Annotated in this window: 22 protein-coding genes and 2 pseudogenes; 10 read left to right on the forward strand and 14 right to left on the reverse strand. The window is 57.0% G+C overall.

The features are described 5' to 3' along the window. Window positions 1-837: 837 nt before the first annotated feature. Window positions 838-2,193, forward strand: coding sequence for a hypothetical protein (locus tag FJ972_RS07645; protein WP_140522674.1), 1,356 nt, complete (start codon window positions 838-840; stop codon window positions 2,191-2,193). Window positions 2,194-2,322: 129 nt separating this feature from the next. After that, a complete protein-coding gene (locus FJ972_RS07650; protein WP_140522672.1) occupies window positions 2,323-3,153 on the forward strand; it encodes a DUF3883 domain-containing protein in 831 nt (276 codons plus the stop codon). A 482-nt stretch (window positions 3,154-3,635) separates the two neighbouring features. On the opposite strand, the gene FJ972_RS07655 is transcribed toward FJ972_RS07650, so the two are convergent. The 5 genes from FJ972_RS07655 to FJ972_RS07675 all read right to left on the reverse strand — a co-directional run bounded on the left by FJ972_RS07655 (window position 3,636) and on the right by FJ972_RS07675 (window position 8,760). Beyond that, window positions 3,636-4,115, reverse strand: coding sequence for a hypothetical protein (locus FJ972_RS07655; RefSeq protein WP_140522670.1), 480 nt, complete (start codon window positions 4,113-4,115; stop codon window positions 3,636-3,638). Window positions 4,116-4,118: 3 nt separating this feature from the next. Beyond that, window positions 4,119-5,081, reverse strand: coding sequence for a toll/interleukin-1 receptor domain-containing protein (locus tag FJ972_RS07660; protein WP_140522668.1), 963 nt, complete (start codon window positions 5,079-5,081; stop codon window positions 4,119-4,121). A gap of 577 nt (window positions 5,082-5,658) precedes the next feature. Continuing rightward, window positions 5,659-6,156 carry a TIR domain-containing protein gene (locus FJ972_RS07665; RefSeq protein WP_140522666.1) on the reverse strand — a complete coding sequence of 166 codons (498 nt, stop codon included), beginning with the start codon at window positions 6,154-6,156 and terminating at the stop codon, window positions 5,659-5,661. 190 nt (window positions 6,157-6,346) lie between these two features. After that, entirely contained in the window at window positions 6,347-8,032 is a 1,686-nt protein-coding gene (locus FJ972_RS07670; RefSeq protein ID WP_140522664.1) for a serine protease, read from the reverse strand. Further along, window positions 7,957-8,760: an alpha/beta hydrolase gene (locus FJ972_RS07675; RefSeq protein ID WP_140522662.1), complete on the reverse strand. Its 804-nt coding sequence runs from the start codon at window positions 8,758-8,760 to the stop codon at window positions 7,957-7,959. Before FJ972_RS07675 ends, FJ972_RS07670 begins: the two co-directional genes overlap by 76 nt. 275 nt (window positions 8,761-9,035) lie before the next feature. On the opposite strand from FJ972_RS07675, the gene FJ972_RS07680 reads away from it, so the two are divergent. Both FJ972_RS07680 and FJ972_RS07685 read left to right on the forward strand, forming a co-directional pair. Continuing rightward, a complete protein-coding gene (locus FJ972_RS07680; RefSeq protein ID WP_140527974.1) occupies window positions 9,036-9,731 on the forward strand; it encodes a hypothetical protein in 696 nt (231 codons plus the stop codon). Beyond that, entirely contained in the window at window positions 9,728-10,438 is a 711-nt protein-coding gene (locus tag FJ972_RS07685) for a pYEATS domain-containing protein (protein WP_181173430.1), read from the forward strand. The genes FJ972_RS07680 and FJ972_RS07685 overlap by 4 nt, the downstream gene beginning before the upstream one ends. 82 nt (window positions 10,439-10,520) lie before the next feature. Here FJ972_RS07685 and FJ972_RS07690 read toward each other — a convergent pair whose 3' ends face one another. The 4 genes and pseudogenes from FJ972_RS07690 to FJ972_RS07720 all read right to left on the reverse strand — a co-directional run bounded on the left by FJ972_RS07690 (window position 10,521) and on the right by FJ972_RS07720 (window position 13,228). Next, window positions 10,521-11,072 carry a hypothetical protein gene (locus FJ972_RS07690; RefSeq protein ID WP_140522656.1) on the reverse strand — a complete coding sequence of 184 codons (552 nt, stop codon included), beginning with the start codon at window positions 11,070-11,072 and terminating at the stop codon, window positions 10,521-10,523. Next, complete coding sequence (locus tag FJ972_RS07695) at window positions 11,072-11,488, reverse strand: TIR domain-containing protein (protein WP_140522654.1); 417 nt, start codon at window positions 11,486-11,488, stop codon at window positions 11,072-11,074. Before FJ972_RS07695 ends, FJ972_RS07690 begins: the two co-directional genes overlap by 1 nt. A gap of 533 nt (window positions 11,489-12,021) precedes the next feature. Next, a pseudogene (locus tag FJ972_RS30335) lies at window positions 12,022-13,052 on the reverse strand (IS110 family transposase). Between the two features lie 26 nt (window positions 13,053-13,078). Then, on the reverse strand, window positions 13,079-13,228 hold the full coding sequence (locus FJ972_RS07720; protein WP_181174677.1) for a hypothetical protein: 150 nt from the start codon (window positions 13,226-13,228) through the stop codon (window positions 13,079-13,081). 1,359 nt (window positions 13,229-14,587) lie between these two features. Here FJ972_RS07720 and FJ972_RS07725 point away from each other — a divergent pair. After that, window positions 14,588-14,827: a DUF6894 family protein gene (locus FJ972_RS07725; protein WP_140522650.1), complete on the forward strand. Its 240-nt coding sequence runs from the start codon at window positions 14,588-14,590 to the stop codon at window positions 14,825-14,827. 67 nt (window positions 14,828-14,894) lie between these two features. Here FJ972_RS07725 and FJ972_RS30340 read toward each other — a convergent pair whose 3' ends face one another. After that, window positions 14,895-15,140 (reverse strand): DUF6894 family protein, encoded by a 246-nt coding sequence (locus FJ972_RS30340; RefSeq protein ID WP_140522648.1) that lies wholly within the window; start codon window positions 15,138-15,140, stop codon window positions 14,895-14,897. Between the two features lie 25 nt (window positions 15,141-15,165). Then, window positions 15,166-15,894, reverse strand: coding sequence for a Crp/Fnr family transcriptional regulator (locus FJ972_RS07730; protein ID WP_140522646.1), 729 nt, complete (start codon window positions 15,892-15,894; stop codon window positions 15,166-15,168). A 959-nt stretch (window positions 15,895-16,853) separates the two neighbouring features. On the opposite strand from FJ972_RS07730, the pseudogene FJ972_RS07735 reads away from it, so the two are divergent. Beyond that, window positions 16,854-17,139, forward strand: a pseudogene (locus FJ972_RS07735) (PilZ domain-containing protein). A 700-nt stretch (window positions 17,140-17,839) separates the two neighbouring features. On the opposite strand, the gene FJ972_RS07740 reads toward FJ972_RS07735, so the two are convergent. Both FJ972_RS07740 and FJ972_RS07745 read right to left on the reverse strand, forming a co-directional pair. Further along, the gene (locus FJ972_RS07740; protein WP_140522642.1) at window positions 17,840-18,034 is read right to left on the reverse strand and encodes a hypothetical protein; all 195 of its coding nucleotides are present in this window, start codon (window positions 18,032-18,034) and stop codon (window positions 17,840-17,842) included. A 571-nt stretch (window positions 18,035-18,605) separates the two neighbouring features. Beyond that, complete coding sequence (locus FJ972_RS07745; RefSeq protein ID WP_140522640.1) at window positions 18,606-19,361, reverse strand: Crp/Fnr family transcriptional regulator; 756 nt, start codon at window positions 19,359-19,361, stop codon at window positions 18,606-18,608. 815 nt (window positions 19,362-20,176) lie between these two features. Between FJ972_RS07745 and FJ972_RS07750 the strand changes: the two genes are divergently transcribed. Then, complete coding sequence (locus FJ972_RS07750; RefSeq protein ID WP_140522638.1) at window positions 20,177-20,404, forward strand: KTSC domain-containing protein; 228 nt, start codon at window positions 20,177-20,179, stop codon at window positions 20,402-20,404. Between the two features lie 178 nt (window positions 20,405-20,582). Here FJ972_RS07750 and FJ972_RS07755 read toward each other — a convergent pair whose 3' ends face one another. Then, window positions 20,583-20,831: a helix-turn-helix domain-containing protein gene (locus FJ972_RS07755; protein ID WP_140522636.1), complete on the reverse strand. Its 249-nt coding sequence runs from the start codon at window positions 20,829-20,831 to the stop codon at window positions 20,583-20,585. 134 nt (window positions 20,832-20,965) lie between these two features. On the opposite strand from FJ972_RS07755, the gene FJ972_RS07760 reads away from it, so the two are divergent. From FJ972_RS07760 to FJ972_RS07770, 3 genes are read left to right on the forward strand one after another with little or no spacing between them, the layout of a single operon-like run. Then, the gene (locus FJ972_RS07760; protein ID WP_226880515.1) at window positions 20,966-21,568 is read left to right on the forward strand and encodes a hypothetical protein; all 603 of its coding nucleotides are present in this window, start codon (window positions 20,966-20,968) and stop codon (window positions 21,566-21,568) included. After that, complete coding sequence (locus FJ972_RS07765) at window positions 21,558-22,013, forward strand: hypothetical protein (protein WP_140522634.1); 456 nt, start codon at window positions 21,558-21,560, stop codon at window positions 22,011-22,013. Before FJ972_RS07760 ends, FJ972_RS07765 begins: the two co-directional genes overlap by 11 nt. After that, complete coding sequence (locus FJ972_RS07770) at window positions 22,010-23,713, forward strand: recombinase family protein (RefSeq protein ID WP_140522632.1); 1,704 nt, start codon at window positions 22,010-22,012, stop codon at window positions 23,711-23,713. The genes FJ972_RS07765 and FJ972_RS07770 overlap by 4 nt, the downstream gene beginning before the upstream one ends. The last annotated feature ends 91 nt before the right edge of the window (window positions 23,714-23,804 follow it).

Below are 23,804 nucleotides of genomic sequence, written 5' to 3' on the forward strand. Positions count from 1 at the left end.
GCCTCGGCGTGAGCGTCGGCCATTGGCGCTAAGCCGAGTCGAATGAAACCGCGAACTACTAGAATGCAAGGCGAGGGGGTGCCTCTCCGGCGGCGGCTAGATGGAGGTCATATGTGAGGGCCGCGCCAGCTCGGCGTGATCCTTGCGTACTGCGCCCACCAGATCGCGATTGATTAGTCAGGCACGTCCACCCGGGGATCGTCTGCCCGGACCGAAGTCTGCAACTGCGTAGGATCCACCTTCTTGCGCTGTGCCCATTCGATAAGGTTGGCCGGGGGGTATGGGGGATCAGCGCGCCATCGGTCGAACACGGTGGCGTCAATTGTCTCGTGGTGCACGTTACCTACCCTGCATTGCTCTCCGGCCTGCGCGTGCACATGTGGACGCTGGGTGTCTCTCCGAAGCGTACAAACTTTGATCGGAGTTCTCGTTCTGGGAGTTCGAGCCGGTAGAGGGCTACAGCCAATACAGCGCTGCAACCGAGTTCGTCTGTTGACCGGACTGCGCAAACAGGCTCGACAGCCTCAAAATCCTGTCCCCGCAACCAATTCTATCATAAATCAATAACCGTCCCGGTCTAACCGGGGCGGTTTTTGCGTTTGAGAGGAATGCCGGCTTCTCATATATCCTGTGAAGGCAGTGATCTTCGGTCGTGTGGAGATCAGCTAGCCACCGGCCGCAACGAAAGCACAAGGGTCTTCCTGTCGCTGACAGACGAACTCCCTCGTCTCTCGCCACATCGATCCTCTTGCACGCTCAATAGCGCGGTCGCCCCATCGCTTTTTTGAAAGCGATCCCAATGAGTGACATATGGGAGCACCGGCAAGAGGCACATGCATGACACGACGAGAATTCTCCCGCGAGGAACTCTTCGCGCTGGTCTGGGAAAGGCCGACCAGCGAGATCGCAAAGGAACTCGGCATCTCCGATGTGGCACTCGCCAAGCTTTGCAGGCGCCTGCAGGTCCCTAAGCCACCCCGAGGCTATTGGGCCAAGGTTCAGGCAGGAGGTGGTCCCCGGCGCCCACCGTTGGGTGCCTTCCGTGAAGAGATCGATCGGCGCCGGCGTGAGACCGCGCGCGTCCAGGCAGCCGGAACTCTCTCCAATCTCCAACAGCAATTCTACAGCGCCGCGATAGCTGACCTGAAGGCGCAGGGCGTCGACGCTGCCGCGGTTACCGGAAACAGACTCCCGAACCTCGATCCGGACCTTGCGGCACAACTTCTGCTACTGATCCAAAACCGCGCTCATGAGTGGATCAAGCAGGGAAAGATCGATGCCAATTGGAGCCATTCGCTGCAGGGAAGCGCTGCGAGTCTCGTCGGAAAGCTGCTTCCATTCGCCCGGCCGCAGCTTCTCATGTTTGAGAGCGAGCAAAGAAACCGGTGGTCGAGCGGGAACGGTCCCGCCGTTCTTGTCCGCCTGACCGTATCCTTACAGGAGCGGATTGCCTCTTTGGTGCACATGGTTCGCGAACACCAGCTCCACCATGTGGTGATGCCGCTGACGTCGGCTGACCATTCCTGGTCTACCCGCTACATCCACACTCCGGATTCGCGCATGTTTCTGGACAGCACCCTCTGCATCTCCGCCTCAGAAATTTGGGTGGAAAGCACGCGACGCGCCTGGAGAGAGGAAGATCCGCCTGAGCGCATCGGTACTGCAAGATTGGCGCTGCGCGAAATCATGCCAATCGACTACATGCCCACTCGTGAAGTACCCCTGCCTCCTTCCATCACCAGAGCGACCGTTGCGCCCTACCGGGGTCGGCTCCAAGCACTGATGGACGCGGAGCAGGTGTGCGAAATGCTGTCTGGAGCCGCGCGCGCGATGGAGCGAAACGTGCCCAACGATACCCTCGCGCTAGCCGACATAATCTGGTTCGGCGCCGCCCACCCGTTTCGGTCGGCCCGCGATGCCTGGACGCGGATCGAAGAAGAGCTGGATCAATGGGAGACGGAGCTCGAGGTCGAACGCTCGGCAGTGGCAAAATCAATCCTCGGGATCGATATCGGTGATATCGTGACCGGGCAGGTTCAAGGCCGCAGCGTCCGCATTTCTGTAACGAGCACGGCGGTCTACTCCAGTGAGAAAGGCATCATCTTTGCGGTCGACGGAACTCGCTTCCGGAAGGACGGCACGCTCGGCAAGCAGCAGGACGCGATCAGGCTGTATTTTGCAAATGACGTGTAGACGGCCCTTGCGTGCCCAAGAAGGCAACCCCTCCGCGATCGTACACATACTCTGGACTGGTCGCGCTGCGGCAGCTGCTGTTATGATAAAGCTTTGATACTTCTTCGTTAGGTGAAGCAACAATCTCCAATGCCTGTTGACTGGTCGGACGAACAGAATGACGCAATCGTCGCGGACTATTTCGCGATGCTGGGTCATGACGTCACGGGGCAGTCTTACAGCAAGGCTGGGCATAATCGTCTCCTTCAGGCGGCGATCGGCCGCCCGCGCGGCTCGATAGAGTACAAGCACCAGAATGTTAGCGCGGTCCTCAAGGGACTCGGTGAAACCTGGATCCCCGGCTACAAGCCGGCCTTTAATTTTCAGGCGTCGCTCGTCGACGCCGTGGTGAGATGGCTCGATCGTCACCCGGAGTGGCTAGCGTCCGCCGCGCGCCGCGCGCCGTCAGCCTTCCAGGAGGAGCCGATGCTGTGGATCGGCTCGCCGCCGACGCACAGTAACGCGCCGCCACCCGACGAGACCGAGCAGATGGCCGCTATCGCCCGCAAGTACGATGTCGCCCAGCGGGACGCCCAGAACCAGGCCCTCGGCCGCGCAGGAGAGGAGCGCATTCTCGCCCACGAGCGCACTAGCCTGCTTGCTGCGGGACGCACCGACCTTGCCAATCACATCCGCTGGGTGTCGCACGTCGATGGCGATGGGGCGGGCTATGATATTCGGAGCTTCGACGTAGATGGCCGCGATCGTCTGATTGAGGTGAAGACGACAAATGGCTGGGAGCGCACACCGTTCCACATTACGCGAAACGAACTGACGGCCTCCGATCGTCATCGCAATGACTGGCTGCTGATGAGGCTGTGGAACTTCGCGCGCGAACCCCGGGCATTCGAACTGCGGCCACCGATTGAGGCCCATGTGAGTTTGATGGCGAGCGTCTACCGAGCGAGCTTCCTGCCATGACTATGGCGCGTTCGCTCCCGACTCGGATGGTACGAGTCAAAAGCGGTATACCGCCGTACAGTGCGGCCATTCGTTTGCTAACCCGATTGACCGCTCAAATGGCTTCGCAGGGATATCCGCGAACCTCATTGTTCACCGCCGCATCCAGTTAGGCTGGAGTTCCTCGAGGTTTTTCGAACTTTCTGCCTAGCACCTCCAGCCGACTTGCGTTCGCTTGCACGCGAGGCTGGGGTAATCAGCCTTAAAGGGTAAAGTGCCTGTTTTTATCTTAGCCATTACCAGTTGCTTCCGCTCGTGACGGCAAGCGAGTGGACGCGCGACTAGCATTTCATGCCAGTGCTATGCAGCGCGTCTCGCATTGGAGGCGAGCCGGGCTTCAAAGGGCGATATACGACGCTTGCCGTTTTGATTTGCGATGGCTCCCCGGGCCGAATGAAACACGGACTATGAGCTGCCGATCCAAACCAGAGGACACAAGGGTCTCAGGTCAATTGATCTGCGGTCTGAACGTCGATCTTGAGGAGTATCCGCTTCTCGGGACCTGACCCAAGCACGACTTGCCATTTCGTGAACCCGACTTCGCCGTCATAGGTAGCCGGCAGGTTTGACACCAACGGCACCGCTGTGTGCCGGCCAAAAGATCGTTCTGTCCTGGCGTAGATACTCAACTGGGTGGCCGCCCTCACCATGGTACCCAACGATGAATTGCCATACGCGGGATCGAAGGCAGTCGACTCATCGACCTCAACACGGACATTCGGAATGATCAGGCCGGACCAATTCTGCGAGCCGGCAGTTGGGAAATAGTGGAATTGGAACCGCTCGCCGAGAAAGACAGCTGTCGGTGCCTCGTTGAGTAGCCCGACAATGGCGGTCGCCTCGTGCTTGTTGCGGGGCAGGATAAGGCATCCGGCGGGTGCCGAGGCAAACGTCCCTACCGTAAACTCTTCGGGTGCAAGCATTGACTACCTTTCCTGCAGCGGGCGGATCAGATTCTCCCAATAGAGTTCCGCAGCGCCTTCGTGGGAGAGCTTCTTCTCGTTCTGGCCGCCGAAATGCATCATGCCCATAGTCGTCAGGTACATGGTCTGATCGTCGGCTTCGACGTTGATGGACTCGTTGATGGTGTTGCTGGCCGTCGTGTGACCCTGGACGTAGTTGATGCCCCCTCCGAAGCTGTCGCCGCCCATGTAGATGGTTGCCTTGGCAATGTCCTTGCCTTCACGGTAGACGGTCGCGAAGAAACGGTTTGCGTCGACCCGTCGAAACACTCCTTCGATGCCCGGGTTGCGCTCTGCGAGCTCGGCCAGTGAATTCTCGAAGAAGCGCGCCATGAACTCGAATGCTTCCTCTTGGAAGCGGTCCTTATCCCGCTGTGTAAAGGACTTGGCCAAGCGCAGGTTGCTGGAACGGGGCCCTTCAGCGGCACCTGACGCTGGCTGGGCGATGGCCGATGTATCAATGGCAGATACTTGTGATGGCGCTGCCTTGTTTCGTCGAACCGCTGCCTCCCGGATGGCTTTCGCGACCTGAAGGAATGCCTCGTCGATGTCTGCCCACTGGGTGATCGGCTTACCGTCGCGCGGCACCGCGTTGAGCTTGCCAAATGGCGCATGATGCCAGTCGCAAGCCCGCAGGATGATCGGGATGACGATCGTCTCCCCGGCCTCATGGCGTTCCATCGCCCGCTTCATCTCGATGTCGTAGCAGTAGTTGGAGGCTAGGAAGTCAGCGCTGACGAGCAGCAAGACAATGTCGTCGCGGTTGATCTGCTCGTCGATCGACTGGGCGAATTCCTGGCCGGCTCCGATCCTGCGATCGTGCCAGGTATCGATTACTCCCTGGCGCTTGAGCATCGACAACTGCTTTTCGAGCTGATCCCTGAGGGCCTCGTCCGCGTGAGAATATGAGAAGAATACGCCCGCCAATACGCCCTCGTAAAAAATTGTGCCTGTGTCTGAATCCAGCGGAGTAACGTTGTGGTAGTCTATATCATAGCGGTACCTATTTAATTTGATACGCCTGCTCAATGCTGTGGTCGGGTTTGACCCAAGCCCACTCCCAATGACTACTTCCGCGAAATGACACAGCGCAACGATGCCCTTAAAGTCCCGGCAGAATTCTGGCCCCGGCCTGAAGCCGCCCACGAGACGGAGGCTGAGATCCGGCCTGCTTCCTCGGTTGTAGCATCGAGAGATTCTTTAGCGGGCATGGATGCCTCGAAGCTTCGACCCTCCTTGTCCCCCTGTGGCGCCTCCAGCCGCGGCCAACGTACTATCAAGGTCAGTCAGGACGCGCCGAAGACTACGCAGCAGTCTCGAACCGGCCGGCGTTAGCCGAATGTCCAATGGCTTCCAAAATTGACCATGGATCGGCGTCCAATTTTGCTCGCCGATTCGCACCTACATCGTGCCTTTTGAAGCGAAGCTATAAGCATCCGCATCTGCCGTGAGACCACATCGAACGATGTTCCTATAAGGTGCAAAGCTGGCAAATATGCCGAATTCATAGGCCCAGATTCTTGTATATCTTATCAGGATAATGCCAGTCGTCTGAGTGGCCATGATAAGATACCCGATAGTTATCGAAATAGTCGTCCATCGCGTACGAGATTATCTTTGCCCTAAACGATACAAACATTGCGTCCTTCTTTCGAAGAAGCGGGGGGCAATATTCGTCAATTGCTTTGCTTCCATTAAGGTTCACAACCAAAACCGGGATGCCGAGCTCCAAGCACATGTCAATTTCCCATCGGACATATCTATAAAGGTTCTTCGTGCTGGTGCCGACAAGAACTATTGCTTGCTTTGTATTCTTAAGCCTCTCCCGCAGTCTCCTTTTGACGGTATCCTCACTCGATCCGTCGCGGATGCCGTTTATGTCATGAGCGTCGTGAAAATCGAAATCTATGTGCTCACTCTTCTTCCAACCTTTCATGTAGGCATATGCCCACATGTCGTTGTCGCCGTCAAAAATGACGTACGTCTTATTTCTATACCCCATTGGTTCCCCTCCGCCGCCGCTAAAATGTAAGACATTCAGATCCGTGCTTGAAATCTATCAACTCAGAAATATTATTCAATGAGTACAACATAAGACGCCGTGAAGATTGGCTGGCGAGGGAGTTTCGGATGAACCTTCTCGACCTCCGGTTGTCCATTTTTGTTCGCAGGCGCGTTCCCTCAACTGCCAGCTAGATGTCAGAGGTGAGCTTTGCCTCCTCGGCAACGGCTTGGATCCATAGGCCCTCATTTGCACTGGTAAGGCCGCTCTTCCCGTTTAGGCGTGGTATTTGCCCTCCCGCGTGATGCAATCCTATGACTTCCCATTTCGAGGCATTGAAGACTGGACTGCCTGAACTGCCTTTTTCCGTAGGAGCGCTATAGTGTAAACGTCTTCGGATAGTCGGCTCCGGTGGAGTTCCGATAGTCGGCCCTTCGTGGTCTAGCAACACATTGCCGTCGATTGAGATGCTCAAGTTGTCACCACGTGGGTAGCCGATTAGGTAGACTTTCTGCAGGCCATCGGCCAGTGGCAGTCTCGGGGCGAGCAAAAGTGGGCTGGCAACTATGGGTAAAACCAATCTAATGATGGCCGCATCGAGCCTCTCGATTGGTGAACTCCAAACCAGCTCTTTGATTCGAATCGGTGTGTTAGAGAGCTCACCGATCTCTTCAAATACTACTTCACATTCGTCCGGATGTAACGACCCTGGTTGCGTTCCGCTGACCACATGAGAGTTCGTGAGCACGACACGCTCAGCGCCGAGAGATGGAATGAAATCGCCGCCAGCGACTACAAATCCTGTGCCAATCTTTCCTCCTCCGATCTGCCGAATTGCGCATACCGAACGGGCCACTTCGGTACCACGCCTCATCCACTGTATAGACTTTACTCCCTCCGGGCCAAGTAAGGCCTCTAGATGTCTGGTTCCGAGTGCCTCTGCCTTACCTGCCGCCGCATCCACAGTATGGTTAAGTCTGAGTTGGCCGTAATTCATCTGCAACAATCGCGCCTGTAGGGCCTCGACTATTCCCGCGCCCTCGTCGCTCACGGCTGGCAGGTTCCAAACTTCGGTGTACTGTCTGAGCGTGCCCGCGACAGCAAAGCTGGTAACGCTAGGATCGCTCAGATACGCAGCGATCTCGTCAAGGGCACCAGAAATGTCATCGAACCCTATTCGGAGTTCTGCGCGTGTAGCGTGATACCAAAGGTCACGAGTTGTGTGGGGAGCCTGATCAAGCTTTGTCAGCAATTCCCGGCCTTCAACTTCAGATTGAAAAGCCGGGTCCGATTGTCCGAAGTTGTGTTGACCCAGCCGCGAAAGTGCCAATATATTGACGGCGGCCCAATCTCGCCCAAGCCTGAACGCCTTTCTATATTCCGCAATTGAGCCAGAAAGATAGGCGTGACCGATTTGGGAAGACTTGTCAGGAAGATGGAGGAAAATCTCCTTCAGAGCTCGGCCTCGAAGGCCGTAGATTTCCGAAGATATCGTGCTGTTCAGTCCTGGCATAAGTTCGACGGTTGAGAGAATACCTAGTGCGCCTTGGTAGTCGCCCAATTCGATCGCCGCCTGCGCGTGGTACGTCTGAAGAATTGGTGAATCTGAGTGGTAGTTCCTGGCGGCTTTGGCGAGATCAATCAATAAACCGAAATCCCGAGAATCTCTTAAGCGCAATGCAACAATGGCGGTGTCATTAGCGGGAGGGGGATTCCCCACAGCCAGCTCGTGGATAAAGCGTAGAGCCTCTTCTTTATGCAAATGTGATATAATCACTTTGGCTCCTAGTATGGCTAAAGTCAGAAGCCAAGCATAGAAGTCAATGCTTTTCGGAGTGATGCCTGCCGCATATACTTCGTGATAGAGTGTCTCCAAGCGCCATCATTGCGGACCGCAATGTCGGAAACAACCTTGATACCATCTTTAAGGAAATCATTGGCTATAAATGGATCAAATCCAGCAACAACATCCAATCTGTCAAATATGTTAACCCAATCACCTCTCAATTTTAGAGGATATCCCATTGCCCTAGACCACTCGGGAGCGAGCTTATCCTGAATTTCGTCAAGGCCGAGCGGGCTTCCGATAGTAATTAGCCCGTCAACGGGAGGGCACTCAGGAACCCGCATTAGGCAGTCATATGCTATAACGGTACCCATGCTGTGGCTGACAACATAATGGCGCTCGCCATTCGGAGCGGCAGCAAGAGCTGAGACAAAGCGTGAGCGTATCTCCTGCTGAACGTGGAACCGGCTTCCTGGCCTGCATTCAAAGTCCGCATCAAATAGGTAATGGTGAACGTCTCTGAGATAGGTTTCCAAAAATTTTGCCTTTAACCCCCAGGGTAACGGCACCCGTTCCAAGCTTACACCGTCGAGCATGCGGTTCTCAGGAACGGCTTCGGCAGCTTCAGCGGCTGCGAGGAGGCCTCCGGTTTTCGCCGCGATCATAGCTAAGAAAAGCGCCTCGCTAGGGGTCTCTGTCCCAGGGACTAAGGCTGATGATGATGCATCCACATCTGAGGGAACTAGTTCTCCGACGCTCTCATAGGCAGCGACGTTTGCGTCCGGTTCCGGATACATTACATCCGCCCAGTAAACCATTGACGTGGACACTCCCTCGGCTCCTAGATCCAACCCGTCGAGGCCGGAACCTAGCGCGTTCCGCCAAATATTAAGCAGGGGATCGGGTGCCGGTTTGTTGCCAATCCCGTGAATGAACGTAACATGGGGCATGAGTTTGTTCTCGCTGCTGAAAAGAATCCTGCACAGGGGTGTCGATCCTGGCGTCAAGAAAGCATCGAATATGCTTCGCTGCCAAAACTATATCTATGGTGTTAAATTGCCTGTTCGGGCAGGCCATAGCAAGCGGTCAATCAATGGATAGAGTTTTTATCGCTCACTCGTTTTCTGATGCCGACCGTCCTCTGGTCCAACGCCTCGGCGACATCGTCCATGCTTTTGGCGCAACCCCGGTGACGGGACGCCGCCTTGGCGGGGCAGTGCTGACGCAAGAGATCAAATCAAGAATATCAGATGCCGATGCCCTTATCGCGCTCTGTACTTATCGCGAGGACAAGAGTGGCTGGCCTACGCACCCGTGGGTATTGGCTGAGTTTGGCTTCGCTCTTGAACTAAATAAGCCTTGCATTGCCTTGGTCGATAGCCGAGTTGCATGGGACAAGACGCCCTACCCAGATCGTGAATACATACCGTTCGATGCGGGAGCGCCATACCTGGCCTTGTTGGATATGGTTGAGCATCTAGGTGTTTGGAGGGCCGACGCGGGCGCACCGATCCAACTGCTGATTGATGATGAGGAAATTATTCGGGCGTTCCTTACAAATCGGAGGAGTTTTCAGGTGCGATACCGTTGTGGCCGTGAAGCCCGCTTCTCCCAATTCAGAGACACAGACCGTGTTATGTTAGATGCAGGAGGCTTGGTAATCACACTGCCAACAGTTCCGAGCAGGGATCATCACGTGGAAGTCGAGATATCTGCCGACCGAGCGCAGTGGATATGCGCCGTATCGCGTCAATACATTTCGGTCAAACTCGAAAGGGTCAATTCGTGACTTACCGCATTGAGCAGGCCGTGGCAGTCGAGCCCGAGTACCCGGATGATCGTTGGCGCTGGCGGGTATGGATTGATGCATCATCAGAAGAACTCGACCGAATTGAGATGGTCCGATACGAGTTGCACCCGACATTTCCGGAACCCGTTCGGACAGTGCGGGATCGTTCCAGTAAGTTCTCATTGGCGTCTTCGGGGTGGGGTGAGTTTCTGCTTCACGCTTCGATCAAGTTCAAAACTAGCGGGGATGATTTGCGACTTGCTCATTGGTTAAGATTAAGCTCCCGACCACTTGAGGGGGTAATCGCACCCAACCAACTTCGTGTTTTCATCTCCTATGCATTTTCAGATACTGAAGCAGTCGAAAAAGTTACAAACGCTCTGAGGAACAAGGGAGCAAGGGTAGTCAACGCGGTAAACTCTAGCGTTGCATCCGGAGAGGCACTACAGGACAAGCTCGATAGCTTGCATCCGGATGTTGCATTAGTGTTCGTTGGAGAAAATTTAAGTAAGTGGCAGGCTAGAGAGGTAACCGAGCTGGTTAGAAACGATGTTGAGATAATACCGATAGTCTCGCCCCAAGCGAGTGTTGCTGGTGATAGTTTGCTCGCATCACGTGAGCCTGTGATTGCTGATTTCAGTCTGTCGCCGGAGGACACAGCCGACAGGGTGCTGAGATACATGCCTGGGATAATTGGCAAGGTTTGAGTCTCTTGCGAGTGGCCAGGACGGAAGGGGCAATCAGCGACTCTACTGACAATGACGTGGATCCTTAAGTGCAGTTTTGACCCTAAGATGCGTTGCCAGTATGAATGTGATGGACTTCGAAACTGGCCGCCTCGGATACCTCAAGCATGTCCTGTGTGGCATCACCTGAAGCCCTAGGATGACCGTCCCAGACCAATAGCGTGATTGGCTTCAGGCCGGATGTAATTGCAATCTCGGAAGCCTGTCTTACAATTTCTCTCGTAACCAGCGAATAGCTTTCATCGGGGTCTTTGTTCTGGAGTTCCATATTTACCACATCCTCGACGGGAGTGTTTGCCAAAACGTAGTCAAACATTTCCCCCCAATTACCGGGTCTGTCGACAACCGAGGACGTCCTAAAGGTCATTGGATCAAACGGGAGCAGAATTCTGCGGGGAATGTTATGGGCCAATGCAACTTGCAAACTAGTCAAATCCGCGCCACATGCGGCGGAGCAGACCAGCCGTTTTACCTTTAGCTGCTTAAAGGCCTTGCCGATCCGCGCTCTTACAGCGGGCAGGTTGCTCAGAGGGAATCGTCGCTCTGCCCCCACCGCGTCGATACGCCTACCAGCTAATGCCGCGACGCTTTCCATCAATAGCGATTAGTCGCGCTGCGGAGTGCTTCGACGATTCGATCTCGTTCAAAGCTTGTTGCCCAAGATGTCCCAACACCCAGGAGACCGGAGGGCGTCGTATTTGACTTTCCTAGTTTTACAGCAGCGAGCTTCAATTTGGTGTCGTCCATTTTCGCCCGTTCGATCTCCCATTCCATCCAAGAGCTATTGGCGCTCTTCTCCCCAACAAGGACGAGCAAGTGCGTTGCCTCTTTCATCTTTTTTACAAGCGCAGCTTTAATGACAGGGGCGTCGCTGCTGTTGATGGCTACGTCAGGGCCGCGGCTATCAAAATCAAAATCAAACTCCGGATTGGCATCCCATGCCTGCAGGAGCCGCTTGTAGTGCACGTCTTCCGAATGGTCATAGCTTACAAATGTTTTCGTCTTACCCATCTTGCGTCCTCTAGAATTGAGAAGTTTATGTCTTTTGTCCCAGTATCGCGTATATTTTACCACCTAAGTTTTGAATCAAGCATTTCAAATATCAAGCTTGGGGACGGCAACCATCTTCCCCTAGCCGCCGCCCGACCATCTCGGAGGGCCTTCAAGGCGAACCTTTGAGCCAATCGCCTACGCGAACAGGAGGTCAAAAGAATTTGACTCGGCAAGTCGTGTCTTGGCGTTGAACGTGTCGGTCCCGCAACCGATAGCATGCCTCCCACCTCTGATGCCAGCTAGGCGGTCTCAAATGGGGGCTCAAAGCAGACTCACGAAGGAAGCGCGCGCCGCGATATCGGCACAACGCAACAAGTCCGACGCCGCCGACGCGCTCGGGATCGCTCACCATGCGCATCGACTGGTTCCGCAGCGCCCATGTGAGGAGCGCGGGCTGCTACAGGCCGTGGCTGCTGCCGACGCAGAGGAGGCGCAAGTTCCTGGACTCGACAACACCATCCGCCACTCGCTGAAGGCACTCGGCAACCTTCTCAAGCGCACCGGCACACGTCGGCTTTGCTGCGGCGATGCGCGAAGTGATGTCCGGCGATCCGCTGCCCGAGGAGCTGATGGAGGCGATGCTGTAGGCCCGCGGCTACCGAAAACTGCGCGAGCTTTTGGCCTGTGCCGCAGCCGGGACGTTGTGATGGAGCCGCCTGGCCGCAGCACTCGGCCATCCCTCAAGGCCAAACTTGGTCCAACTCGCAGGCTTCGCCAGTACGGCGCGCGCACCGACGATGAAGAGCGGGCGCATATACCTTTTGCCGCGCTTGCTAGCCCACCAAGAACCGTTCTATCGCCGGTGGAGAGCCGCTTCGGCACCAGTCCGAGCCAGGCGCCAAAGTCGCGTCCCTTCGAAAACGCGGTGCCATAGCCGATCGTCGCAATCGTCGCGCTCGCGGTCAAAGGCCGATCCCTGGAACGCTCATCAGCCGTTGGCAGCTTTCGTCTTGATGCGCGAGCGCCTGGATTTCACCCGTGACTGCATCGACCCGATCGTCCAGCCCACGCCAGTCCTGCGCCAATCCCTCGACAAGACGGCCCATGCGCGGCGAAAGCACGTCGGTGCGCTCAGCCAGCACAGGTGGCAGCATCTCGCGCAGTCTCTCAGGCCTTCGCAGGGCGATAACCCCGCACTCGAGAAGAAGGCCGCGGAGCTGATTGATGACCGTGTTGCGTTGGCCGACGAGGCTGCTGCGAATTCGTTACGCGATCGCTTCGGCGTCGCGGTAGCCGTTCTTTTGCCCTTTCCGGAACGGCTTGACGTACTGTCCCGGGATCAGCAGAACGTCATGCCGAATGCCCTCAGTCGACGGCCAATGTGATGCGCGCCTGCACAAGCTTCAACGCCCACAAGTCAAGGCCGAAGGTTGGCAATATGGCCTTCCAATCGTCCACGTGACAGTTTCTGCCGAAAGCTTATTTTCCCACGCGCGTCCATCCCGATGAGATGAAAGCTGCTTTTGCCGAGATCCATACCGATCGTGGCGATACTATCGCGATGCCCAACGGTTTCTATCATGGCGTGCTCCTTTTGCGTTTGCGCTTCTACAGCATGGCCGTCGCGCCGTCGGAGCGCGGCCGGCCCATACCATTATCTGGACCGACGGCACGTTCTACCTCGGTGATGCGGCCGTGGGTGAGGGCGACGCCGCATGGCGCGCGCATGGCAAGGCCCGCAAGCTTCTGGGTGCACATCGATGAGCCGTGTGGCGGCGGTTTAAATGCATTACATCCGCACGCAGACGGACGTGAATAGAACAACGAGATCCGCTCCGGCGGATGAGGACCGATGCAGACCAGGAACGACGGAACGCAAATTATCCTGCCTGCGGCCGCGCCGGCGACACACGGCCGGACCGCGCCGGATTGCCTGTGACGATGCTCCGTCAGTCCGATGGAAAAGTGCGCCACGACGGTTCCAGTGCTGCCTTCATGCAGCCGGTAGACCCCGTCGCAGAGCGCGGAAGACTGCACGGCGCATCGGAACTCGACGCAAGAGTACGGGATCGTGGTTTAGAGCATAGAATAGTGTATTATCGTAGTTTGGAAGAGGAACGACGATGGAGAGAAAGTCGCGGAAAATACGACCGATTAAGACGGCAGGATAAAAGGGCGCACATTGCGCGACGATCGGTTGGTTGTTTTTGCTTGGATTTTTTGCGTCCTCGGCACATTGCGAGGTTTCGCCGCAATGTGCACTCCAATGCTAAACAATTGTACCATCTAGACAATCTACAATGTGCTTGTCTCGCGGCGGTCTTCCGTGGGCATCGCGCGCCCTGCGCAGCAACCGCCAAGGAACTGGTTCGCGAGGTCTTGTTGGGCTCTCAATAGGGCGACTTATTTTCTGTGAAACGACCATTGCAGGGGTGCGCGAGGGCGGCCGGTATCTTCGTGAGACTGACTATCAGCTGGTCGAAATGATCGTTCGTGTGGCCCCGATTTGGGGGCTGTTAATCGCCTTCGACGTTCGAGAAGCGTGATGCTCCAGCGCTGGTTCAACCCTCCCGTTTATGTCAAGACTGACCGCCTGGGACTCCGCCTGGTATAGACCGGGTAGATGCCGCCGACCACATCATCGCAGTTTTTGCCGGGGACTGACTTAGGTTAATGACTTCTTTCCGGAAGCGAGTCATTTCTCGTTTACCTGCTACAGCAGCTTTTCTAGCTAGGGAGCGATCTATGAGTTCCGCATTGAACGTCTCACCTGTCTTTTCGCGTTTTCACAACGCCGTCAATCGCAGTCTCAAGCACTGCCGCGTAAACCAATCTCCAATCCGAGTCAGCCGTCTCGTATCTGAAGTCAAGACTGCGGTCGGCCCGTGCCGATTAACCGACATGGAGATCGAGGCGATGGTGTGCGACTACGCTATTTTGCGCGGGATCAATCTCCATTTCGATGGGCTTAAGAGTTGAGTTTCAGGCCCCATGAAAGGGGATTAGCTCGCGCGATGAACCAGAAAGTTCGGGATCTGTTCGGATGTCCAGCTGCCTACTCGCGCCGCGGTAAAAGCAGAACAGTGAACTTTTCGCGGACTGCAAAGTTAGGAGCCCATGGACCGCTTCTTCATCGATCTCGTCGACAACGGCGAATTGTCCCCTGACCGTGAAGGGACCGAGCTTGCCAGCTTGGAAGCCGCTGAAGATGAGGCGTCAAGGGCGCTGCTTGAGATAGCAAAAGATCAAATGCCCGACGGAACTCTCCGGGAAGTCGCCTTCCATGTGCATGACGATGCTAGCAACCCACTGTTTGTGGTAAAGGTGACATTTGAGCTATCACGGACCCGCCGGTGAAGAACGGGCAACAACCTGACGACTTCCTTGATCCAAACGTGCCAGCAGCCAGTCGCTGCACTGGCCGCTAACCCCGCTGTCTGCTCAGCTTCAGCTGAAGGGTGAGGCTCAAGCTCAACAGCCTTTCACCAGCCTCATCCCGGACGTGGATGGATAGTTGCTGGCTTTGGACTCCCTCTTGGAATTCTCTCGCCAAATCTTTTAGCCCTTCTATGCCCTCACGACATGCTCCCTCGATGCCATCGCATTCGATTCCCACCTCGTCTTTCACGAGCTCGTCACGGTCGCCGCTGTCAAAGAAATATCGCGCCATGGGACACCTCTATTGCCACAACGCTTCAGCGGGCCTTTTGGTGCAGATAGGTAGAGTCGAAATCACCAGCGCGGATGAGCCCTGCCCAGTCGGTTGCATGAAAACGGGAACCGGCGGTGGAGATCAGACCGTCGCGTCTAAGTTCCTGGAGCACCCGGTTCACATGCACGGTGGAAAGGCCAAGCGCATCGCCAAGTGCGGCCTGCGTTATCGGAAGATGGGCCACATGATCTTCAATGCGGCCTACGGCGCGCAGACGGACAATGAGTTCGCAAAAGATGTGAGCCATCCGAGCATAAGCATCGCGCCTTCCGACATTGGTGACCCACTCTCGATAAATCGCGGCGTCGATTACCGTCGAGCGCCAAAACACGGTCGTGATCGAAGGCTGCCGGTCACACATGGCACGAAGAGCGTCATGCCGCATGAAACCAACCCAGGCGGGGGTGAGAGCTGTAAAGGTGCAATCCATCACCGATAGATGCAAACCATGGAGGTCGGGAATGTCGCCCGGAACAAAAAAGGAGGAGATCTGACGTTTGCCGTCACCTGTCATTTTGGTAGAGCCTACCAGGCCATCCAGAACGACGAAGGAAAGGGTCGGGCGGTCGCCCTCGTTCAGAATGTCTTCACTGGCCTGAAATTGCTTTTCCTGAATTGCGACGTTTTCCAAGATCGCAATGTCCGATGGCCCGAGGTTAGAGATCGTCTGCAGCTTACGGATCAAAATGTTCGAGGAAGGATTCTGTGCCATCAAGAACCTGTTGGGGTTGGCGCCCAACTTGCAGGGGGCGCTAATGTTCCGCTGCGGCTCCGAGCGCAGACGGTACCAGCGGCCTGCACTACATCCAAGAGGGCGCCCAAGAGGGCGCCGGGCTTGAAGACCTCGCACCGTTCTTAATGGTGTTCGCCTCCCTTATCAGGGACGACCAATTCGCCCCTAGGAGCGAGACCAACTCCAAGGCTTGCGCCTCGGTGAGGTCGGTTTCTTCGCAAAGCCGTTGGGCAAGGCGGCGCTCGTATTCAGAGTTCATAGGCGGCTCCTGTTATCCATCCCAACTATAACATTTGATATAAGTTCCCCCGTATCCCTCTGATTTCGCTGAGGGCAAGCGGCCGCCTAGGGACCTCGAAACCTCGCTTCGCGAAGCAGGTTCGAGGTGATCGCCGTCAGGGGCCTCGACGCCATCGCAGCCTTTTGATCGTGATCCGGAGCGAGTTACAGCCTTATTGACGCATATCAGGCTTGGGAACGGACCTACCGGGTGGGACGTGGCCCGGCACCTGCGAAGGGCCAATCCCAATATGCCTGTTATGTACATGAGCGGAGATAGCGCCGACGACTGGGGTCGCTTGGAGTGCCGAACAGCCAGATGATCACCAAGCCATTTGTCATGCCACAGATTATTGCCGGGCTGGCAACGCCCATCATCAGCAGGGTGCGGAGCAGCGCCCAGCCTCAGGATAGGTTGGCATTTCGAGCTAGCTTACACAGGTCCTTCGAAAGGGCCCGGAGACAATGCAGTGCGCTATCTGGACGCAAGGGGAGGATGTCGCTGCCCGGCTTGGCAAACCTATGCCCCGCTCCGGATGGCCATAACCCACTCCGCCCCGTGATCCACCGCAAGAGGGTATGACGTGCATGCTATGACGTAGATGGACGTTGTTCGTCGATGGGCGTACCATTGCGTGGGGTGGCCGACGGAGGTCACAATGGTCGATGGAGAGCAAAGCCGAGAACGGCGGCAGCGTGTGCTGAAGGGCGCTGCAATCATCAGCGGAATTACAAACTCGGAAATCAGCTGTACGATCCGGAACCAGACGAGTGGCGGCGCTGAGCTCAAAGTGTCCGGTGGAAGCCCGTGTTCCCGAGCAGTTTGTGCTTTACGTGCCAACGGATGGCGTCGCCTACCAAGCCGTCCTGCGATGGCGCAGGAACGAGCGGATCGGCGTTCAGTTCATAGGAACGTTACCCAAGCCGCGTCTTCACTATGGATGACGAGAGCTTCTGCGCAGTTGGATCGTAAGCGACGCCTATCGGAGCAATACCGCATTGTGCCCCGGGTCGCGTTAGATGCAAGCGGCTTGAAAGCGTAATTCAGTTAGTTCTGACCGCGTTCCAAGAACCAGCGGGTGCGGCAAGCGCTGCGGCGGACATTTACGTATCCATCACTCTGGCACCAGCGACCACTTTTCGGGAGCGCACTGTTTTTTGCCAGAGGCGAGATGTCACTATCATAGTTGATTGTGGCTGCCGGTTACCTTGCGTAAGGGACAGCTATCGTAGCTGTCCAACAAGGAGACGATATGTTGTATCCGGGTAGGTTTTTGGAGCCGAGCGATATTGAGATGCTGGCTCGAGTTTGTCACGCGATCTGCAAAGAGCGCGGGGTACCTCTTGGTTCGCATAACGGGGAGCTCATAGCAGCGCACGTACTCCGGCTGTTTATGAATGGCCTGACTGGGGCGAGTGAACTGCTCGATGCTGAGAGGAACTGGGCTACGCGGCCTGCGGCCCACAACCAGATTAGTGGCAACAACTATGCAAACATGAGAGAGGCCGCGTGATCCAGTCGGTCGTTGCAGCCGAAGACCTGAGATATCCGCCGCGATGCGCGCCTTGCATCAGGAGCTTGCTCAAGTCCGCATGGAAGTTAGAGACGCCTCTGCAATCCGCTATCATCTGCGGGCAGGATTTCTTATAGACTTGGTTTCCGGACCAGGGACGACCAATTGAACCCAAGGAACGATATTGGTTCGCGGGCTTGATTCTCGGCAATCCCGGTCTCTTTGACCAGCCGCTCGATGATGGCGCCAAGCGCCATCAATAGAAAGACGGCGAGTTCCACGATATCGAACGGGCTTCCGGTGTTGCGATGTTGTGGCTCGGCCATTTGCGAAGGACCCGTCCTTTAAGTTGGCGATGCGGCCCGGGGTTTTATCGGGGGTATAGGCCGCATCGGCACTGTGGGTTATGAACGGCGGTCGCAAGCGAAGCCGGCCGGGCGGAAAACCCTCTCTGCAAATTGTCGGTATTGCCCTGTCAGCGAGCTCGGTGGCGGAGCCAGAATCATCTGTCGAGAAAGTTGATGATGCCGCGTGTGCTCATAGTGGCACAAGCGAAATTGGTGAAGTTTCGCCTATTGCACTTTCATACAACAGCGCGGCCGGCCTTTCGGAGATATTGTTTATGCGCGGATGAAAGTTTCGGCCGGGCTATGAACTCGTATTGTGTGGAAGAAATCGAAAACGATGCTGTCAAGGCGACGCATCAGGTTGATGCGCTCGCCCCGTTCGAAGCCGCGGCGAAGGCAGTGCATCGGGCAGTCACATTGCGGTGGGGCGAGGCCAATTGGATCAGAGTCACGCAAGTTTCCGTTCGGAATAGCCGCAACAAAAAGCGGGATACGGTTTTCGAATATCGAGCGATCGGGCCTACGCGGCGATAGGGCGGGCCATCGATGGTTAGTGCAGTTGGCCAATTAGCCGAACGTATTCGGCTTCAGCCCTGCCATATGACCCGTCGGCCAGCGCAATAAGGCGCGCACGGTCAAGGATGACGACCTCTCCGCGATTGGAGCGTATCAAGCCCTGCCCTTCCAAAGTTTGGAGCGCGATGGTGACGCCGGGCCGCCTGACACCGAGCATGACCGACAAGAAGTCGTGAGTAATCGACAAGCGATTCCCTTCGACGCGATCATCGCACATCACCAGCCATCTCGAGAGCCGGTCTACGATGTTCATCCGGGCATTGGTGAGTGCGGTGAAGCTTGCCTGGAGGTGAAAGTAGTGGACGTAGCGGAGCAGGAAAGTGCGCAGCGTTGGGCTCGTCAAAAGCGCGTTGGTGAACGTGCCTGCATCGATACCAAAGGCTCGGGCTTCCAATTGAACGTAACAATCATGCGTTGATCGGTCATCGCCCATCACAAGGGCTGAGCCGGACATGCCGTCGGACCCAATAACTCCGATCTCAGCTTCGATGCCGGGCCGCAATTCGCCCACCACGGATCCGAGACCGCTCTCGAAGAAGTACACGGTTTTGATCGGTGAGCCCGCCACTTCGAGATGCGTCTTCAGTCCAAGGGAGACGCTCGTCAAATGAGGGTGCAGCAATGCCAAATCTGCCGAGCACATACGGAGCAGCAGCGCATTGCGATAGATGGAGTTTGTGGCAATGTTGGACCGCGTGGCACTATAGGATTGCGAATTTGGGCCTGTCATGGCTCCCTCCCGGTTGGGGCGGAAGCATGATGATCGCTCACAGCCGACGGGCGCCCTTCCAGTTGCCGCCGATGGTGCATCCTAAGCCCGCCGAGCTTAGATGTCCCGTATATTATTGAGAGCGTTCCACTGCACGAGCCAAGGTTTGGCGCGCCCGCCTTAGCGCGGCAGTTAAATGCTCGAGAAACTCGTCATCTCTTTTCGTTGACAATCCGACTTGCCGACTGCGAGTCACAATGCGCTCCTGGAGTGAAACCGCTGTCTCGTAGTGGTCCACGATCAATTGATACGAAGCCTTCACAGGCGCGGACGGGAGGGGCTGTGCCATGATCAAAAACGTAGTTCCACGACGATGAGAGGCAACCCCGGCCGGGGCTTGGGTAACAATCGTACAATATGATCAAAGCTGGCTGCTTTCTTCGTCGCCTCCCTTAATCCAGCAGCTTGGCATGATGTGGCTTTTCCTCACCCTTCAGGAACCGCACCCGCCCAACGAGACCTGGCTTCAGCCATTCCGCCTTTGTCGCTCCCGGTTCCGTGTCGTCGATGAGGATGCGAGAAGCACACACGAATTCAGCCTTGACGACGACGCGGGCGCAGATTTCGTGAAACAAGCATGACCAGAATCTCGGACCTTGGACCAATCATCGCCGGTAAGCCTCATAAGCGAAAGGACGGGCACGATCGCTTTCATGATGCCCGATATGCGGCCAACAGGTCGACAAGACCAACTTACGCCAGGTGATATAGCACGAGCAGCCGGATCACGAGCCGCTGGAACTTGACCATTAGGAGAGTGACTGAAGTACCTCTACATGCCGTCAACCTCGATACGCAAGTTCGACTACGACCCAAATACGAGGGTTCTCTCAGTCTGGTTTGTTGGCAGCGGTAAGCACTATGAGTTCTTGGCCGTACCGCCTGAGGCCGTTGCCGCGTTTCGATCTGCATTTGCTAAGGGCCGTTATTTTAACAACCACATCCGCAACCACTACGCGTTCAGGCTCGTGCAAGATACGGCGGAAGCCTCGTCGCGTGATTGAAAGCTCCACGCAACCCAGGGAAAGCGCGGGCCGGTCGACTGCAGGGAATGATGTCGCACCGCTGCAGCCGACCAACTTCGTGAACCCTGAAGCCAGAGCGCGGTTTGACGTCTTCCTGCGTCAGGCCAGTCTTTCGCCGAATACGCGCGAAGCTGGCTGACGGGATGTTTGTGCGTTTCTACTCATCAGGCTCAGACCGCGATCTCTGCGGATCAGCTGAGGGTCGTTTAAGCAATTCTGCGACATCCACACCCAGCACTTCAGCCAGCCGGTCAACGACATCGATGCTCGCGTTGTACACGTTGCGTTCCAACGCACTGATATAGGTGCGATCGATCCCAGCATGATGCGCAAGCTCTTCCTGAGACAGGCCTCTAGCCCGCCGCAAGGCTCTTAGATTTTGCGCAAACGCTTCTCGGATTTCCATGTCCCCGAGAACAGTGCCTTGCAGAGTATTCCACCACGGAGTATTCTCTACAAATCACATTCTGAACCGGTTTCCGGGCTGGAGTTGGGCCCACTCAGCGGGAACTTGTCCACGTCACGGGAGGAGACCATGCCGTGCCAGCGAAAAAGCCGAGTGTTCTCGCCACAAGCCTCAACGAGCCGAAATTGAAACCGGGAGCCCTACGCGATCCCGCACTTCTTCTAGTGAGCGACTGGCGCATGGCTCGGCACGTCTCCACGCTGTTATGCCGCGTGCAGCAGCGATTGGAGTCCCAAATCATGGTCAATCCCGGTATTCAGGGATTGACCGCAGATTCCCCAGCGCGAGCTGAAAACCAAGCGGCGCGCTCACACGGTGATCCACGGGAGTATGCGGTTGCGCGTGAGGCCGAGGTCTTTGCGATGACCGAAGCTCTAAAACTTCAAGATTCTATCCCCGAAGTCGCTGCTACGTCGCTCGCCGGGATTGTGGCCAAGTTGGAAATGATCGTCGGCGCCGATCGAGATATTGGTGACCCTACCGACTTCCCCTGGCCACACATGGCTTCCGTACTGCGTGACTTAAAGGCGATCGCGGGAGACTTGCCGGCTGGTCGCCGGAGCCGGGGACGGACGCGGAGCGACGTTGCCAGGCATTGGGAGTCCGCAGTCAAGCTGGTCGCAGCGCTGAAGGAGGAAAACGAGGCCGAATACCGCGGCGATGTAAATGTATTCTGACATGCGCCCCTTACAACTTCTCGCCTGCAGCCCGAACTCAACGATTGAGACGAAACCGCACGACGCAATTCGTTGCACGCTGTGGCCCTACGACATGAATTTCGTGCTTTTCTTCGCCGTCCGGGCGCCTTTGATGGCAGGTCGATCCACCATTGGGAGACCGACCACGATGGCAGAGGAAACCGGGACCGGGCCACAGGAATTGGTTCCGGCGAACGACAACGGCGATCCCGCCAGCCTTGAGGGTCGCCCTGAAAAAATGGCGGCGGCCAAGCTGGATCGGGTGGTGCTGGACATCGCCCGGCTGATCGGCCGGCAGATGGCGCGCGAGGCATTCGAGCCGAGTCAGGCAGCCAACGACAATCGGCCGGACCGCCGAAAGGGAGAGGGCAGGGGGCCGGATGATAAACCCCTCGGGGACAGGAGAGAGGATCTGCCGCCATGACCCGTGTAGCACTCTATGCCCGCTATTCTTCCGATAGCCAGCGGGATGCCTCCATCGGGGACCAGTTGAGGCTGTGCCGCGAGCAGGCGGCGCGTGAGGACTGGAGCGTGGCCGGAGCCTATGAGGACGCGGCGATCTCCGGTGCCAGCACGGTGCTGCGGCCGGGCATCCAGCAACTGGTGCGCGATGCCCAGCGCGGCCGCTTCGAGGTGGTGCTGGCCGAGGCGCTCGATCGCATCAGCCGCGACCAGGCAGATGTCGCCACACTCTTCAAGCATCTCAAATTCGCCGGCGTTGCGATCGTCACCTTGGCCGAGGGCGAGATCAGCGAACTGCATGTCGGCCTCAAGGGCACGATGAATGCTCTGTTCCTCAAGGACCTTGCCCTCAAGACCCATCGTGGCCTGCGGGGGAGGGTGGAGAAGGGCAAGGCCGGAGGCGGGCTGTGCTACGGCTACCGGGTGGTAAAGAAACTGGATGCCGCAGGTGAACCGGTTCGCGGCGACCGCGAGATCGTGCCGGAGGAAGCGACCATCGTGCGCCGCATCTTTCGGGAGTTCGCCGCCGGCAAGAGCCCCAAGGCGATCGCAGTCGACCTCAACAAGGAAGGCATTCCTGGTCCGCTCGGCCGGCACTGGGGCGACACCAGCGTGCGCGGGCATGTCATCCGGGGTACCGGCGTCATCAACAACGAGCTCTATACCGGCGTGCTGGTTTGGAACCGGCTGCACTTCGTCAAGGATCCCGCCACCGGCAAGCGCGTGTCGCGGGTCAATCCGCCAGCAAAATGGATCCGCACCGAGGTGCCGCATCTCAGGATCGTCGGGGATGAAATGTGGCAGGCCGTGAAGGAGAGGCAGAAATCCATCGCCAGCCAGTTCGAGGCGGTGGCGATCGCCACGCGCAAGGCCCGGGCGAGGAAGCTGCACACCATGAAGCGGCCGGTCTCCCTCCTGTCCGGCTTGCTCTCCTGCGGCTGCTGCGGCGGGCGCTACGGCTTGTTCACGCGAGACCGCTATGCGTGCCTCAACCACCAGCGCCGGGGCATCTGCGAAAACGGCCGCTCCATCACCCGCCAGAAGATCGAGCAGCGCGTCCTCGCAGGCCTAAAGGAAAGGCTGGTCTCGGCCGATGCCGTGGCCGAGGCGATCAGAGCCTATGCCCAGGAGACCAACCGCCTCAACCAGGAGCGTCGCGCGCAAGGCGAACAGGACCGCAAAGCCCTCGACAAGATCGAGCGCGCCATCGCCGGCATCATGGCCGCGATCGAGGATGGCCTGTACCAAGCTTCGATGAAAGCGAGAATGGAAGACCTGGAGAGGCAGAAGGCGGAGGCCACCGCGCGTCTGGCGATGGCGCCCACTGACGTGCCCGACCTGCATCCCAACATCGCCACTCTTTATAAGAAGCGGGTCGAGCAGTTCACGCAAGCGCTTGCCGATCACGAGGACGGACGCCAAGCCGCCGAGGCGTTGCGCTCGTTGATCGGACAGATCGTGCTCACGCCCGGCGACAAGCGCGGCGAGGTCCATGCCGAGCTACGCGGTGAGTTGTTCGGCATCCTCGAATTAGTCAAACCCGACCAAATTCCAAGGTCTGACGATGTTATGACAAAAGGCGTTGCGGGTCCCCGCAACCAAATCAAAACAGCCCGGCTCACCCCGGGCTGTTCTTGTATCCGGCTGATGGCCCCCCGCTGATTTGAGAACCCTCATCACAGCCCAGCAAACACCCAAAGCCGACGCCCAAGGTCAAAAACAAAGCCCGCAAAACCAAACACAATCCGCCCGC

This window comes from Mesorhizobium sp. B2-1-1, from assembly GCF_006442975.2.
Classification (GTDB): domain Bacteria; phylum Pseudomonadota; class Alphaproteobacteria; order Rhizobiales; family Rhizobiaceae; genus Mesorhizobium.

Bases quoted from the DNA above. Each gene is read 5' to 3' on its own strand.
- FJ972_RS07645 (WP_140522674.1), top strand. From the start codon at position 838: ATGACACGACGAGAATTCTCCCGCGAGGAACTCTTCGCGCTGGTCTGG.
- FJ972_RS07650 (WP_140522672.1), top strand. From the start codon at position 2,323: ATGCCTGTTGACTGGTCGGACGAACAGAATGACGCAATCGTCGCGGAC.
- FJ972_RS07655 (WP_140522670.1), bottom strand. From the start codon at position 4,115: ATGCTTGCACCCGAAGAGTTTACGGTAGGGACGTTTGCCTCGGCACCC.
- FJ972_RS07665 (WP_140522666.1), bottom strand. From the start codon at position 6,156: ATGGGGTATAGAAATAAGACGTACGTCATTTTTGACGGCGACAACGAC.
- FJ972_RS07675 (WP_140522662.1), bottom strand. From the start codon at position 8,760: ATGGTTTACTGGGCGGATGTAATGTATCCGGAACCGGACGCAAACGTC.
- FJ972_RS07680 (WP_140527974.1), top strand. From the start codon at position 9,036: ATGGATAGAGTTTTTATCGCTCACTCGTTTTCTGATGCCGACCGTCCT.
- FJ972_RS07690 (WP_140522656.1), bottom strand. From the start codon at position 11,072: ATGGAAAGCGTCGCGGCATTAGCTGGTAGGCGTATCGACGCGGTGGGG.
- FJ972_RS07695 (WP_140522654.1), bottom strand. From the start codon at position 11,488: ATGGGTAAGACGAAAACATTTGTAAGCTATGACCATTCGGAAGACGTG.
- FJ972_RS07720 (WP_181174677.1), bottom strand. From the start codon at position 13,228: ATGTGCACCCAGAAGCTTGCGGGCCTTGCCATGCGCGCGCCATGCGGC.
- FJ972_RS07725 (WP_140522650.1), top strand. From the start codon at position 14,588: ATGGACCGCTTCTTCATCGATCTCGTCGACAACGGCGAATTGTCCCCT.
- FJ972_RS30340 (WP_140522648.1), bottom strand. From the start codon at position 15,140: ATGGCGCGATATTTCTTTGACAGCGGCGACCGTGACGAGCTCGTGAAA.
- FJ972_RS07730 (WP_140522646.1), bottom strand. From the start codon at position 15,894: ATGGCACAGAATCCTTCCTCGAACATTTTGATCCGTAAGCTGCAGACG.
- FJ972_RS07740 (WP_140522642.1), bottom strand. From the start codon at position 18,034: ATGGCCGAGCCACAACATCGCAACACCGGAAGCCCGTTCGATATCGTG.
- FJ972_RS07745 (WP_140522640.1), bottom strand. From the start codon at position 19,361: ATGACAGGCCCAAATTCGCAATCCTATAGTGCCACGCGGTCCAACATT.
- FJ972_RS07750 (WP_140522638.1), top strand. From the start codon at position 20,177: ATGCCGTCAACCTCGATACGCAAGTTCGACTACGACCCAAATACGAGG.
- FJ972_RS07755 (WP_140522636.1), bottom strand. From the start codon at position 20,831: ATGGAAATCCGAGAAGCGTTTGCGCAAAATCTAAGAGCCTTGCGGCGG.
- FJ972_RS07765 (WP_140522634.1), top strand. From the start codon at position 21,558: ATGTATTCTGACATGCGCCCCTTACAACTTCTCGCCTGCAGCCCGAAC.
- FJ972_RS07770 (WP_140522632.1), top strand. From the start codon at position 22,010: ATGACCCGTGTAGCACTCTATGCCCGCTATTCTTCCGATAGCCAGCGG.